At 69.6% G+C, this 14,085-nt stretch carries 10 protein-coding genes and 3 pseudogenes; 5 read left to right on the top strand and 8 right to left on the bottom strand.

What is annotated here, in order from left to right; translation table 11 throughout:
- Both ACZ7DL_RS37665 and ACZ7DL_RS37670 read right to left on the bottom strand, forming a co-directional pair.
- Window positions 1-731 (bottom strand): annotated as a pseudogene (locus ACZ7DL_RS37665) (winged helix-turn-helix domain-containing protein); the annotation flags it as partial.
- 512 nt (window positions 732-1,243) lie between these two features.
- Window positions 1,244-2,434, bottom strand: a complete 1,191-nt coding sequence (locus ACZ7DL_RS37670; RefSeq protein ID WP_470781404.1) for a cytidine/deoxycytidylate deaminase family protein — start codon at window positions 2,432-2,434, stop codon at window positions 1,244-1,246.
- Between the two features lie 607 nt (window positions 2,435-3,041).
- Between ACZ7DL_RS37670 and ACZ7DL_RS37675 the strand changes: the two genes are divergently transcribed.
- The gene (locus tag ACZ7DL_RS37675; RefSeq protein WP_470781406.1) at window positions 3,042-3,863 is read left to right on the top strand and encodes a hypothetical protein; all 822 of its coding nucleotides are present in this window, start codon (window positions 3,042-3,044) and stop codon (window positions 3,861-3,863) included.
- Window positions 3,864-4,052: 189 nt separating this feature from the next.
- On the opposite strand, the gene ACZ7DL_RS37680 is transcribed toward ACZ7DL_RS37675, so the two are convergent.
- The 3 genes and pseudogenes from ACZ7DL_RS37680 to ACZ7DL_RS37690 form a co-directional block, all read right to left on the bottom strand.
- Window positions 4,053-4,604: a Type-2Aa cytolytic delta-endotoxin gene (locus ACZ7DL_RS37680; RefSeq protein WP_470781408.1), complete on the bottom strand. Its 552-nt coding sequence runs from the start codon at window positions 4,602-4,604 to the stop codon at window positions 4,053-4,055.
- 438 nt (window positions 4,605-5,042) lie between these two features.
- Window positions 5,043-5,165, bottom strand: a pseudogene (locus ACZ7DL_RS37685) (IS481 family transposase); the annotation flags it as partial.
- Window positions 5,166-5,459: 294 nt separating this feature from the next.
- Window positions 5,460-6,287 carry an alpha/beta fold hydrolase gene (locus ACZ7DL_RS37690; protein ID WP_470781410.1) on the bottom strand — a complete coding sequence of 276 codons (828 nt, stop codon included), beginning with the start codon at window positions 6,285-6,287 and terminating at the stop codon, window positions 5,460-5,462.
- An 84-nt stretch (window positions 6,288-6,371) separates the two neighbouring features.
- Here ACZ7DL_RS37690 and ACZ7DL_RS37695 point away from each other — a divergent pair, with 84 nt between their 5' ends.
- Complete coding sequence (locus tag ACZ7DL_RS37695) at window positions 6,372-6,827, top strand: MarR family transcriptional regulator (RefSeq protein WP_470781411.1); 456 nt, start codon at window positions 6,372-6,374, stop codon at window positions 6,825-6,827.
- A 170-nt stretch (window positions 6,828-6,997) separates the two neighbouring features.
- Here the strand turns inward: ACZ7DL_RS37695 and ACZ7DL_RS37700 are convergent.
- Window positions 6,998-7,183: pseudogene (locus tag ACZ7DL_RS37700) on the bottom strand (Tn3 family transposase); the annotation flags it as partial.
- A 432-nt stretch (window positions 7,184-7,615) separates the two neighbouring features.
- On the opposite strand from ACZ7DL_RS37700, the gene ACZ7DL_RS37705 reads away from it, so the two are divergent.
- Together ACZ7DL_RS37705 and ACZ7DL_RS37710 are read left to right on the top strand one after the other, a co-directional pair.
- Window positions 7,616-9,394: a serine/threonine-protein kinase gene (locus ACZ7DL_RS37705; protein ID WP_470781413.1), complete on the top strand. Its 1,779-nt coding sequence runs from the start codon at window positions 7,616-7,618 to the stop codon at window positions 9,392-9,394.
- A 263-nt stretch (window positions 9,395-9,657) separates the two neighbouring features.
- Window positions 9,658-10,317, top strand: coding sequence for a TetR/AcrR family transcriptional regulator (locus tag ACZ7DL_RS37710; RefSeq protein WP_470781415.1), 660 nt, complete (start codon window positions 9,658-9,660; stop codon window positions 10,315-10,317).
- Between the two features lie 16 nt (window positions 10,318-10,333).
- Here ACZ7DL_RS37710 and ACZ7DL_RS37715 read toward each other — a convergent pair whose 3' ends face one another.
- On the bottom strand, window positions 10,334-11,995 hold the full coding sequence (locus ACZ7DL_RS37715; protein WP_470781417.1) for a carboxylesterase/lipase family protein: 1,662 nt from the start codon (window positions 11,993-11,995) through the stop codon (window positions 10,334-10,336).
- 32 nt (window positions 11,996-12,027) lie between these two features.
- The gene (locus ACZ7DL_RS37720) at window positions 12,028-13,275 is read right to left on the bottom strand and encodes a choice-of-anchor Q domain-containing protein (RefSeq protein WP_470781418.1); all 1,248 of its coding nucleotides are present in this window, start codon (window positions 13,273-13,275) and stop codon (window positions 12,028-12,030) included.
- Window positions 13,276-13,612: 337 nt separating this feature from the next.
- Between ACZ7DL_RS37720 and ACZ7DL_RS37725 the strand changes: the two genes are divergently transcribed.
- Entirely contained in the window at window positions 13,613-13,849 is a 237-nt protein-coding gene (locus ACZ7DL_RS37725) for a hypothetical protein (RefSeq protein WP_470781420.1), read from the top strand.
- Window positions 13,850-14,085 lie beyond the last annotated feature (236 nt).

The raw sequence follows: 14,085 nt of genomic DNA on the forward strand, positions 1-14,085 counted from the left end.
GTAGTCCTTCCAGGAGAAGCTTTTGCGCCCATCGGGCCGGGCGTCCGGGCAGGGCCGGTAGACCAGCCGCGAGGACTCGCCGGCCTTGTAGCAGGCCAGGGCGGCCACCGATAAGCGGCGGCGGGAACGGCCCCGCACGCGGACCACAGGGGTGTGGCCGCGGCGGGACCAGGTGCGGGTGGTCGGCGGCGTCATCGAGAATCCGGCCTCGTCCTCGAAGACGAGCCAGGCGTCGAGCGCCGCCACGGTCCTTCCACCTGCGGCCAGGTCTCCTTCATCCAGCCGGCCACCACGTTCTCCTCCCGCTCGACCGCCCGCCGGGCGGGGACCTGGCAGCTCCAGCCGTGCCGCTTGAGCAGGGCGGCCACCCCTTGCACGGTGTAGCTCTTGTGAAAGCGGCGCCCGATCAGCGTCTTGATCCGCGACAGGGTCCACGTCTGGTCCGGCCACCCATGTGCCACCGGCCCCTTGGCCAGCTCACGCTCCAGCACGGCGAACAGTTCGTCGCTGAGCAGCGGCAGCGATGCCGGGCCCTTCGAGGCCAGGGCTCTCGGCCCGTCCTGCGACCAAGCCTTGCGCCAACGCTGTACCGACCGGACGCTGACCCGCAGGTCCTGAGCGATGACCGTGTTCTCGTCGCCCTGCCGGAAACGCTCGGCCGCCTCCAACCGCAACTGCTCACGGAAAGCACGCCGTTCGTCGGTCAGCCCGCCCCCTTGCGCATACCTCATGCAGTCGGCATACCGCAGGGATCACGAGACGTCAGCCCCTACGACACCACGCTTTGAAGGTCAGTAACCCAACAAGGGCAGTGAGACGGTGCTGGGCAAGTATGGGCAGACGGTTGAGCAAGGTACAGATGTCGATCACTCGGCTGACTGTGGGCAAGACGCATCCGGCACCGGGACGGCCTCGCTCAGCTCCACACACCGGGCATCCTCCGGCAAGGCGTAGTAGCACTGGACGACGTAGTGGCGGCCTGCAGACACGAGTCTCGCGGGTATCCGCTCAGCACTTGGTCCGCGCCCCTGGTTGTGCCACCGGCCGCGGTAGGGCGCGCGGACGGCGCCACCAGTGCCGCAGCCCACGGCTACGGCGCCCAGGTCGCCGTGCACGCGGACGGTAGGGCGCTGTTGAGTCCAGGCCCTAGCCCGGGCCTCTGAGTCACCGCCGGTTGAACGAGGTCACCACGGCTGCCATTAAGATCACCAACCCCGCAGATCGTGATCTACAAGCTGCCGTGTCAGACGCGATGGGCCGTGCCGCGGTTCTTCACTGATTTCACATACAGCAGGAAGTCTTTCGCCATGGCGAGTACCTGTCGGTTGGTCATGGCAGACGCGACATCGGTGCGGTACTCGGGATACTGCAACGCGTCCAGGGCATTGAATTCCGAAGCAGCCCGTGCGTAGACACGGTACGCGTCGTCGGTGCACAGGTACGAGGTGACCGACGGGGTCTGGACGGGCTTGACTCCGTCTTTGTAGAAGGGCTCCGTGACAACCCTGCGCCCGAAGTCCTCGTTGCCCGCCGCCAGGTCGTGGTAATAGCTGAAGCCGATCTCGTCGCCGGGGATGGGCCGGGGCGAGGTGAAGCTCATCGACTGAGCCGTGGTGGCCCGGCGCATGATGTTGCCGATCAGGAACTGGCCGTCGTCCGGTTGGAGATAGACGACCTGCTTCACCGACGCCAGGCACATGATGCCGGTGCACTGCGCGCAGGACTCAAGGGAGGTGTACACGGTCACGTCGCTGAGCAGCGTGGAGTAGCCCGAGGAGACCTGCTCGCGGCTCCTCGCGGTGGCGCGCACGGCCCGGTCGGTGATCGCGGTCGCGAACATCCGGCGCTCCTGACGCTGCGGAACGCTGGTCTCCTGACGGGCGTTGTCCTTGTCGAGCTGCCACGGGTCGTAGACCTGGTTCAGCGCGAACACCCGACGCACCAGCCGGGATTCGGCGTGCTCGACGGAGCTGTCGAAGACGTCGTTGTGGTTGAAGTCGTAGTCGATGACGCGGCCCTCGGCGTCCACCGCAAGGGCGGCGATGTTGTGCCCCTGATAGGTACCGCCTGCGTAGACGTTGGGCGACTTCGCCAGCAGCTGGTTCGCGCGCCACTGCCCGTAGTCACCGACCTCACCGTATTTGTTGCCGTTCCAGCGGTCGAGGATGATCCCCATGAGGAGCAGCGAGTAAATCCGGTGGCGCTCCTGCACGGGTGCGTCGATCTGCGGTTCGTCGAGCCGTACGAAGTCGCGCACACTCTTGTCCCAGAAGGGCTTCAGGCCAGGAGGAACCGGCTGATCCGGAAGCCGCCCGTACCCGCTCTCGTCAGGCCCCACGACGCTGACTCCTCCCGTCTCGGTTGCCATCAAAGGCTGCACCCGACGGTCGGCAACGCCCTTGTGAACACGCTCGGGCCCGGCACGGTCACTCACCTGGAGCACAGCGGTTCTTGGGCTGCTTGGAGCCGCGTCGGCCGTCGGCGAGCGCGGCCCTGCTGCGAATCGGCCTTGGCCAACGTGCTCCGCGACTGGGACCGATGTGGAAAGCGGAGGCGGGCGCGTGTTCCACCCACGTCGTTTCGGTCGCCGTAGGGCAGGGCGGTCTGTCGGACGACAACGGCTCGGTGGGAACCGCAGAAGGCATGGACGATGCCGACCTTCTCTCACCGCCGGCCTAGCGACAGGTGTCGTAGGCCGGTGTGTGCGGAGCGGATCGTTCGGGTCGGCGGCGCGCCGTCGCAGGCCGCCGGGATTAGACTAGAAACGGACGTTTGAGCTCTCCCTTGCCGCTCAGCGGCACTCTCCAGGGGGCTGTGAAGCCATGTCCGTTCGCGCAGACACCGCTGTCTCGGGCCGTTGGCGCTGCCGTCGGCGCTTCGTCGCGGGTACGGCCGCCCTGGTACTGCTGGCGCCGCCAGTCGGCGTAGCCGCATCGACGGAGCCGTCTGATGTGGTCGCCGACACGTGCGAGAAGCTTAGAGTGACGGCCTGGAGTCACTCCAGTTCGTACCCCGGCGGAAAGAAAGCCTTGAAATGGGCGGTGACCCAGATCGTCAAGGACATCGCCGAGATATCCGGCAAACCCGATCTCGGTCGCTGGGCCAGTCTTTTCGGCCTGGGATCGTCTGCAATCCTCGACTTCGCCAAGTACAGGTGCGCGACGACCACCCTGCTCCCCGCGGTCCAGTCGCTGCCCTATCTGACTCCGGACCAAAGGGCGTCCTACCCCAGCCGCCAGGTGTACGACACCGCCTTTCCGCCGGCCGGCAGCGACGAGACGATCGCCGATATGGCGGCACGGGACTTCAACAGAAGTGGGACTACGAGAATCACCTGGCAAGTAGTGCTCAAGCTTGCCGACAAGCTGTGCAATCAGGCCACCCGCCGCGGCACACCTGGAGTAGCACTGGGCTCGTATCTGGGCGGGGCGGACCTCCGGGCCATGACCGCGACCCAATCGTTCATGTCGCTGATCCTCACCAGGTGCCCCGCCCTGTCCACCGAGCAGGCCGACGACCTTGCCGGCCAGCTGAACAGCTTCCTGATCAGCAATCAGTGGTTCGCCGACATACCCCCGTTCCTGCTGAACCCGAACTGGCGCTGCGGTCCCGCTCCGAGGGAGGTCACCCTGACGTGGAAGCCGTTGGCGGTGAACCGCGTCGCCCATTACGAGCTGTACCGCTCTGCCGACGGAAGCGTATGGTTCCGGATCCCGATCGAAGGCTCGGTGGTGAACGAAATCTTTGTCCACGACGTAGATCAGCTGCGTCAGATCTACGCCCTGCGCGCCACCGACATACGGGGTAACTACAGCGCCTGGACTTACGTCCGGGCGTATGTGGAGTCATGCCCGAGAGGGTGAACCGGACAACCAGGCGCCTTCGATACCGGTCGTACGGCATCCACGCCGCCTCCGAGGCCGGGCAGTCGGATCACGCAGTGGAGATCGTCACCCGCATGGCCCGAGGATCTACTCGGGCATCCCCGGGATGCCGCACGCATACCTACGCGGGACGGCCTCGAAAGGAAGCGGCGGGCGATGACCGGAGGGTCAGGCCACGTTCGCGAGTTTCTGGCGCACGACGATCGCGTTGAGCCGGACCGCGAACGGTGCGGTGTCGGTGAGGCCCAGGGTCCCCACACGAGTCTTGTCCAGGCCGACGGTGACGTCGGCGCAGAAGGCAACGGCGTACAGGTACGCGCCGGCTTCCTCGCCCTGGAGGGCAAAGAACAAATCGCGGTAGTAGCTGGTTCGGTCCGGCCCCTCCTCGTAGTAGGCCAGTCCCGGTTCGCCCTCCTGCGCGGCGAGACCGGTGAAGGCATCCACGAGGTCGCGCTCGACGGTGTCCCAGAACGACGCCTGAGCCGCCTCGGGCGGGAGCGCCTGGCGGACCGCTTCCTTGAGGGAGAGCACCATTACCAGGATCGGCGCCTCCTCCTGGAGCCCCCAGCCGCGGACCACCTTGGCGATGTCGCTGTCGGGAAGCGCGGCGGCGGCATCGCGGATGTGACCGAAATCGTAGTTGACGGTGGCGGGCGCGATCGCCTCCTGGAAGGCGCGCCCCAGGGCCTCGGCTTGGGCAAGGTGAGCCTCGCCCACCATGGTGACTGTCCTGAAACAGGCTGCCAACTCCCACTCCTTAAACATTTTGTTGCAACAGTGAGGCGTCAGTATGCCGTACCGGTGGGAGGGCTGCGCTGGGCGAGGCGCTGCGGGCCCAGTCGGGCGTCAAGGCCGGTGAGCCGGTAACTGCCCCCCCCCGGGGCGAGGGCGCAGCCCACAGGCGGTGATCGAGCCGCCCAATTCGTCCGCCTCCACCAGCCACGAGGACGACCGGGAACGCGGCAGCGGCCTCCCGTATCCTCTGGGCGACCACCGGCGCAAAGATCGCTCAACAGGGCTCCGAGCACGGGGGCGTGCGGTACGAGATCATCAAGGAACAGTGGGAGCAGCAGTAGCCACTGTGCGAACGGCCGTTCTACATCCACGCCCACCGGAACGAATAGGTGGACGGCAGAGGTCGCACCAGCAGGGTTGATTCCGGCCGAGCTTCTGGACATCCACGTGGATGAGGTCGCCGGGCCGGTCGCGTTCGTAGCGGCGGATCACCTGGCCGGTGGGCCGGGCGAGGAAGGGCAGGCGGTTCAGGCCGCGGCGGACCAGGCCTTGCGGCCCTCCTCAACGACATCGGCAGCCCCACCACTGCCGGCCGCACCGTCGCGATCCGGCAGCAGGTGCGCCGCAGATGCCCGCCCCACTCGCCGCAGAGACTCTGGGCTGCCGCTCCAGCTCCTGCCCGCCGGCCCCCGCGCGTTCCCGCTCTCGATCTCGGTGCGCACGAGCGGTTCGGCGACGAGGAGGTCCGGCCCGGCCGGTTCCTGGGCGGTATGACCATGCGCCTGGCTCCCTCCGCGTGGTCGGAGCACCTGCCCGGAGACGTGACGACGTCTGGCGCTGTCAGTCCAGGAACTCCATCAGCCGGTCGTTCAACTGCTTCGGCGCGGTGAGCGGCAGGGAATGGTGGGTGGCTCCGGAGAGCAGTGCCACCTTGCCTTGCGGGAGCGTCCGGCGGGCTCGGTCGGCGGCCCTGACGGCGTGGTGGGTGCGGCTGTGTTCCGCGAGGAGGACCAGGACCGGCATGCGCAGGTCGGCGGTCCTGGGGCGGCCACCGGCAACGACCTTGCGGCCGGGAACGGTGGTGGCCAGCGCGTAGAGGCGCTGCCAGGTCTCGTCCGGGTGGGTGCCTGCCGTCTCCCAGGCCAGGAAGGCGCGGGCGCGGGCTTCGCTCGGGCGGATCAGGGTGGGCAGCGCGCGCAGCAGGTAGCCGGGGCGGAATCCGGCGAAGACCTGGGTGGGATCGACGAGGGCGAGGCGGTCGACCCGCTGCGGTGCATGCAGCGCGTACCTGACGGCCAGCCAGGCGCCGTACGAGTGACCGCACAGGTGCGTGTGGACGAGCCCGAGCCCGTCCAGCAGCGCATCCAGCCAGGCTGTCAGATCGTCGGCGCCCTTCAACGGTGTGCCCCGGCGCTCGGTGCGGCCGGCGTCGCCCATCAGATCAACCGCATGGACCCGGTATCGCTCGCCGAGAGCCGGTGCGTTGGCGAACCAGACCAGGCCGGTGGCTGAGCCGCCGGGCAGCAGCACGAGCGGGCTGCCGTCCTCGGGGCCGTACACGTGGACCCGGGTGGACCCGTACGGCGTAACGACGTCGCGCTCCTCGGTGGACTCGGGCCAGCGGGCACGGAGTTCGTCGTAGGCAAGGTCGAAAGCGGACAGGGACACCAGGCATCCTCTCGCTCAGCGATAATCTTGGTCAACGAATATCTTGCTGAACGAGATATTGTCCAGAGGTCCGAGGGAGTGTGCATGGACGATCAGAGCCCAGTGATGAAACTGGTTCACCTGCTGCGCGCGGTGACCGTGGAGTTCGACCTGCTCGGCGCAGAGTTCGCCGCGCGACACGGGCTGCATGCCACCGATGTCCGCGCGCTGATCCACCTGCTGGACGCCACCCGGGCCGGTACCCGCGCCACGCCCGGATGGCTCGGCGAGCAACTGCACCTGAACTCGGCCGGCACCACCGCCCTGGTGGATCGGCTCGAGCGGCTCGGACTGGTCCGGCGCAGCAGGGACACGACCGACCGGCGACGCGTGCTGCTGGAGGTGGAGGAGAAGGCCACGGAACTCGGGTGGACCTTCTTCGGGCCGGTGATCGGCGAGGTGGTGGCAGCCGCCGAAGGTTTCGAGGCGGCCGAGTTGGAGACGGTACGCCGCTTTTTGACCTCGGTGCTGGAGTCGGCCGGGCGGGCGCGTTCAGCCTGAAGAACATCGGCGCACCGGCGTGACGGTTCCCGGTGAGATGGGGCGGGGCCCCACCGCCCCTCCTGTCCTTCGCCTCCGTCATCATCGTCCAGAGTGTCCGGGTCGCGCAGCGGGCGCACGCCCTGGCCGGTACCACTGGCCCGGATATCGAACTGGCAGCGGCCCGGGAAGTGGACCTGCCGGTCCTTGAGCGGGGAGCGCCGGGCCACGTCCTCGTCCTCGACGCCGGGTTCCTCGCCGCGGAGCTGGGTGACGGCGGCGTCGAGATAGCTGGTGTCCCACAGGACCACGGCGTTGAGGACCAGGCCGAGAGCGGCGAACTGGTGCACCCGGCCCTCGCGGTACGCCTGACGGATCTGGCCGACAGCCGCCCTGACACATCCCCCCGGGCCAAACGGTGGCGGGGCTGTGCACGGTCAGCTGCCGGTTCCTCAGTCGACGGCAGGTGTCGTCGACAGGATCGGCCAGGGCCGGCCGCGGGACCGGCGGCCGTGGTGGTCACGCCGGGTGGCGACGGAGCAAGTGCACGGTCTTGCCGATGCGGCCGTACACGCCGAACGCGGCACCGAGCAGGGTGGGGACCCTCGCGGCCGAACATCCGCAGCGGAGCGCAGGCGCGCGCCCGACCGGTGACGAGTGATCCGATGACGCGGAGCATGTCCGGCCAGTGCATGACGACCCGCCTGGGGTTCACCCTGTCACGGCCCCGGCCTCCAGCCGGCCGCATCCGGCAGCCAGGGCCCCACCATCGAACGAGCGGTCCCGCGGCGGCAACTATGCTCCCGTCCATGAGCGATGCGGGCAGCGACAACAGCGGCAGACGGGTTGTCGACGGGCGGTTCGAGCTGGAGAGACGGCTCGGCGGTGGCGGCATGGGCACGGTCTGGCTGGCCCGAGATCTGGTGCTGCACCGGGGCGTTGCCGTCAAAGAGGTCCGGCCACCCGATCCGGATCTCGCCGAATATGATCCGGAAGCCGCGCGGATGCTCCGGGAGCGGGTCCTGCGGGAGGCTCGGGCCCTGGCTCGAGTCGACCACCCCAACGTGGTGACGATCCACCACATTGTGGACGGCGGCCCACAGACCTACCCCTGGATCGTCATGGAACTGGTCACCGGTGGTTCCCTGGCCGATCGTCTCGCCCGCGGACCGATGGAACCCCGGGAAGCGGCGCTGATCGGACGCGAGGTACTGGCCGCCCTGCGCGCGGCGCACGAGGTCGGCATCCAGCACCGCGATGTGAAACCGGCCAATGTTCTCCTGCGCCCCGACGGCCGTCCAGTGCTCACTGACTTCGGTATCGCGGCGATCCGCGAGTCGACCGCCCTCACGGCCACCGGGTCGATCATCGGCACTCCCGACTACATGGCACCGGAACGCGTCTCGGGCCACGACGGCGGCCCTTCCTCGGACCTGTGGTCGCTGGGGATGATGCTCTACACCGCTGTAGAGGGTCATCACCCGCTGCGCCGGAACACGACGCTCGCGACGCTTGCCGCCGTCCTGAGCGAAGAGATCCCGCCGCCGGTTCGGGCAGGCGCGCTGAAGGACGTCCTGACCCGCGTCCTCATCCGCGACGCTGCGGCGCGCCCCGGGGCCGCAGAGCTGGAGCGGATGCTGGATGCCGCGTCCCGTGAGGCCGCCACGCCCACCTCGTACCCACTGCATCCCCCACTCGGCGGACCGCCTCCCGTCTCCGGGCAGCAGACGCCTGCCACACCGGGCCACGGCGTGGCGATGCCCGAAGTACCCGCTCCCGGCAACACGACCGGGACGGACCGTTTCGGACCGGCACCCGTGATGTTCCCGGGGCCTTACGACAGCCGGCCGGGGCACACCGTGTCACCCGGCCCCGGCGACGCGCGGCCCGGGTCCACGACCGTGGCGGTACACCAGGGCTACCGGCGTTGGATGCGGGTCGCCCTGCCCGTCGCGGGAGTGGCGCTCGCCGGCACTCTCATATGGACGCTGCGGCCGGACGGAGGCACCCATGCCTCCGGCCCGACCGGCCCCTCGCAGTCCGCCGATTCCACCGCCGGGGCAGCACCGTCGGGTGGATCGGCCTCGGCCCCCGTCTCGGCCTCACCGGCGGGGAAGGAACGGATCGGTAGGACCGACCTGTTGACGCCGGCCGGTATCCGCACCGCCGTCGAGGCGTTCAAGAAGGAGACCGGCAGGGACCGCTTCGGAGGCCTCACGGTCTATCCGGACTACGTCACCGCCGAGCTGATGGTGAAAGGCAGCGACACCAAGTACGACACGTACACGTACCGTCCCGGCCAGGCCGTCGAGAAGGGCATCATCAGCTCGACGCTGTTCGGCGGCGACAAGCCCGTCACCCTCGACGGGTTCGACTGGGACGTGGTGCCGGCACTGCTGCGCGACGGCGAGAAGAAGCTGAACGTCGATCACGTGACCACGCGCTATCTCATCCTGGAACTGGCGGACCAGGACTTCGGCACGCCCGTCGGAATGGCCGTCTACCTCGGCAACGCCTACAACCAGATCGGCTACCTCCAGGCGGATTCCAAGGGCAAGGTGGTGAGGGTCATGCCCAATGACACGTGAGGGCGCCATTGCCGCGGACACCTGTCGGCGCCTCGACGGGGTGCGGACGAATCGGCTGGTCTCCTGGAACGGGCCTCGCGGCGCGTACACCGGAACAAGGTGGGGTTGTCGACGGTGGTGATGACGCTGACGGTGGTGCGCAGGCGGCGGTCGAGGCGAGGGCGGAGCGTGCAGGGTGTGCCGGGAGGACGCGCACGCTGCTCGGCCATGGAGTCGGGGACTGCCCGGTCCTCACGAGCGGCTTCTCGCCTAGAGTCGTCTGTATGACGCAGGCACCGGCCCCGGACCGCGGCGCGCGGTCCCGTGACGCGATTCTTGACACCGCCGGCGAACTGATGTCGCGGTACGGCTACGCCGCCACGTCCATTTCCATGATCTCCTCCGCGTGCGGTCTGCCGGCCAGCTCCATCTACTGGCACTTCGGCAGCAAGGACGGGATCTACGTCGCGGTGCTGGAGCGCGCCAGGACGGCGCTGTTGGCAGCCCTGCCCCCCGCCGAGGTGCCGGGCGCCGACGTGGCGCAGCGCCTGGACACCTTCCTCGCGGAGGTCGAGGACGCCTTCCGTCGCCACCCGCACGGTCTGAAGCTGCTGCTGGGGCTGGGTATGGTGCAGCAGGACGCCAGCGCGGCGGCCGTGGCCGAGGTACACCACTACCGTGACGCGCTGGTGGCCTGGGCTCAGGATTCACTGAGCGCCGTCTTCGGGCTGAACGACCGCCCGGAGGTTGCGGAGGAGCTGGCGCGCTTCACACTCAGAATGGCGAGCGGCACCGCCGTCGCCCGCTGGTTCGCACCGGGCACCGTCCTGGAGACCGGGCCGCTGCACGTCGCCTTGCTGGCGCTCGCGGCTCACCACAACGTTCCGGTGCGCGCAACCTCGGGCGAGGGCGCCCTGCCCGGTGACGTCACCGACAGGGAGTGACCAAGGTGCTCCGACGTCATCGCACGACTCCCCGGGCAATGGAGGAGGCAAGCCAGAACGCGCAGTGGTGGTCGGCCGCGAAGCCGGTGGTGGATGCGATCCGGTCCGGCGCCAGCACCTGGACGCGGTCCTCTTCGGCCGTGTAGCGGGGCCAGGCGGGGGCGCGGGAGCCGTTGGGGTCGCCGGTGGCCGCGAACCGTGCCCAGTAGGCGGTCATCGTGGCGGACAGCCGCCGCTGGGCCGGTGTCAGGCGCACGGACTCCATGGGAAAGAGATAGGCCAGTTCGGAGGCGTGGAACGCGCCCTGCGGCGTGTGCGGTGCCGGGATGAACGGTGGTGCCTCGGGGTCGTGGAACTCGTAGGCGTAGACGGGCGCCCGGGTGGTGTACAGCCGGCTGTCGGCCCGTGCCGGGCAGGAGAACCGCTGGTCGGTGTTGACGGCGGAATAGGCCAGGTTCGGGGACGGATAGGCCGAGGCCGGATATGCGCGGAGTACTGCCCCCGCACGGCCGCCGTGCTGAAGCCCGATCAGGGCGGCGTACGAGGCGGTGGTCAGGGGGCCGCCGCCGAGCAGATCCACGTACAGCGCGGTGAAGTAACGGTACTCGTCATGGGTGTTGCCGTTCAGTGTCGGGACCGCGTTCACCCGTCCGTCGGCCCATGCCCTGTGCGGAGCGCGCGGGAGGACGCGCGGCCCGGTGTTGGGGCCCCACAAGGAGGCTGTCCCGGTCCCGGTGCCGCGAAGGAGTTCCGTGGTGGTCAGGGCGCGCAGACAGGTCGCCGCGGTCGTCGGGTCCGCGCAGCCGACCGAGGCCGCGAAGTCCGTTCCTTTCTGCTCGGCCGCGCCGGGCGTGAGCGGTGTCGGACCGCCGTCCGCGGCGCAGCTCCCGCTCTGCTGAATCGCTCGCTGGAACAGGCCTGCGGCGGTCGGGGAGGCGATGTGGGCGCAGGTGTCCACCGATCCGGCGGACTGGCCGCCGAGGGTCACTCGGTCGCGGTCGCCCCCGAAGGAGCCGATGTTGTGTTGAACCCAGCGCAGCGCAGCCTGCTGATCCATCAGGCCGTAGTCACCGGAGGCGTGGTCCCCGCTCTCCTCCGACAGGGCGGGGTGGGCGAGGAACCCCAGTGCTGCCAGGCGGTAGTTGACGGTCACCACGACCACGCCGCGCGCGGTCAGCGTCGAGCCGTCGTAGTCACTGCCGGCACCGTAGGCGTTGCCGCCGCCGTGCAGCCACACCAGCACGGGAAAGGGGCGGCCGCCGGTGCGGGCAGGGGTCCACACATTGAGGTACAGGCAGTCCTCCGTCGTGCTGCCGGTGCGGTTGGACTCGCCGGGCAGGACGGGACCGCCGTCGGGCAGCAGCGTCAGCGGCAGCTGGGGGCAGGGACGGGCCGGTGCGGTGGCGTCCCGCACGCCGGGCCATCGCCCGGCGGGCCGTGGGGGACGCCAGCGCAGCGTGCCCGTCGGCGGGGCGGCGAAGGGTATGCCCTGGAAGACCCGGCCGCCGTCGCGGTGGGCCGCGCCGCGCACCCAGCCGCGGTCGGTGCGCACGACCAGGGAGTCGTGCGCGGTATCGGCCCGGGCCGTGCGCGGGGGAACGGCGAGGGAGGACAGCAGCAGGGCCAGAACCGCGATCACGGCACGGGCCAGGGTGTTGCGCAGGCTCGGCGATCTCATCGCAACTCCTGATGCCGGTGCGAGCGGTGCGGTCATGACGTGTGCTCGTAGGCGCCGATGTCGCAGGCGGTGCCCTGCGGGCGGGCCACCCCGCGCTGATCGGTGGCCGGGCAGTCGGCCGCCGCGTCCAGGGCGGGGCTCCCCGGCAGCAGCGCGGCGGTGTCCGTGGGGCCGCCGTTGTCGGCGAGCGGACCCATCAGCGGCGTACGGCTGGGCAGGTCGCCCGCGGCGGTGAGCCGGCAACTTCCGTCACCGTCGATGTTGTGGCCCTCCGAGGCGATGGTGGCGAAGGCCTTCTTGCAGTCGGCGGCCTTGCCGCCGACGGTGTTGCCGGCGACGACGGAGTTGCGCAACGTCATTCGCCCCAGCGGCAGATCGACGACGTCGGGCAGCGGGAAGGGCAGGCTGTCGAGGTAGGCGGGGGCGATGTTGATTCCGCCTCCGCCGTCACTCGAACTGTTGCCGGTGATCGTCGAGTTGAGGATCTGCACGGGGCCCCGGCCACGGATGTCGATCCCGCCGCCGAAGCCGGCGAGGCTGCCGGGGCGGTCGCCGGGGTTCGTCACTCGGTTGCCGGCGACCGTCGAGTTGGTGACGGTGCCGGTGTCGTCGAACCTGATGCCCCCGGCTTCTCCCGCGGCGTTCCCGCTGACGGTGCTGTCGATCAGATCCAGGTGCGAGCCGGGGATGTTGAAAATGCCACCGCCGTAGCCCGCGGAGTTCCCGGTCACGGTGACCCGGCGCAGCGTCATGTGGTGTCCGTTGGCGATGCCGCCGCCACCGGTGTCGGTGATGGGCAGTTCGCGCTCCTTGGCCGTTCCCCCGGTGATCGTCAGATCGGACATCCGGGTGTCCGCCTGCAAGCGGAAGGCGCGGTCCAGGTGGTTGGCGTCGATGACGGTGGTTCGTGCGCCGGAGCCGCGGATCGTGGTGGGCACGGCGACGTTCAGGTCACCCGTGGTCGGGTCGGGGTGGTCTCCGATGATCTTGTCGGGATCGGGCGGGATGGTCAGCTGGTAGCGGCCCGGAGGCAGCGTGATGGTGCTGCCCTCACGGGCGTTGGCGGCCATCACCGCGGCGCGCAGGCTGCATGCGCCAGACGCGGTGCGGCACAGGCCGTCCGACGGGTCGGCATCGACCGCGTCGGACGTGGTGTCCACGGTGAACTCCCTCGGTTCGGCGGCCGCGGCCGCGGCCGCCCTGGCTGTGGGGGCGGCGAGCGCGACTGCCGTGGCGAGGACGACGACGGGGAGTGCCGCCGGGCTGACTCGGAGGTTCATGAGGTGAACTCCTTACGGCGAGGAAGCAGGAGGGAGGGCTCGGCTGATGCGAGTGACTTCCTGCGTGCAGAGGCGACTCGTGCGCGAAAGGCGGCCGGACGCATTCCGGTGGGGCGATCGAGCGGCGAGGCCGACCGGAGCCGGGCCCGGCCGGATGCAATCGGCACGTGGACCGTACGCGTTCCGTAGGGAGCGTTCCATTCACGGAGTTCCGTGTCTACTGACCGGTAGGGGAATGGCCGGATGGGGACGGGCCCCTCTCGGGGTGGACGGAAGCCGCTTCGGCGCCGAGGACGGTGGGTGAACCATGCCTCGGCGCGGACCACGAGCAAACAACGTGACCGGTGTTCTCCCCCGTGTCGCCGCGGCGAACCGGTCCCTCGGCACGCTCCCGCACGCCCCCGGGCCGAGTCTGTGTGCCCGCGACCCGGGCAACGCCCCACGCGTCTCCCTGTCCGGGGCGGCGAACACCGAGACCGCCTGGCTCAGCCGCACGGACCTGCTCATCGACGCAACGGTCTACGCCCGCACCGGGGACATGATCGACCGCCGACCATCCAGCCGCAGACAGTGACCGCGGCCCGTCACAGCCGGCCGCCGCGGCTCCTGGCGGCGGCACAGCCTCGCCCCACGTCATCAGGCGCGGGCACAAAGGTGCCGCAGCTCCGTGTCGCCGACGTGAGGTGTGCGAGCGACGCCTGCGTGGCACAACTCGACCCGAGGGACAGGCCGGTGGTGGAAGGACGGTGTGCATCGCGTCGTTCCTACGGGGGGTGGGTCTGGGGGGTCCCACGAGGGACACACCCCCAC

It is taken from the genome of Streptomyces sp. NPDC036984, assembly GCF_055607665.1.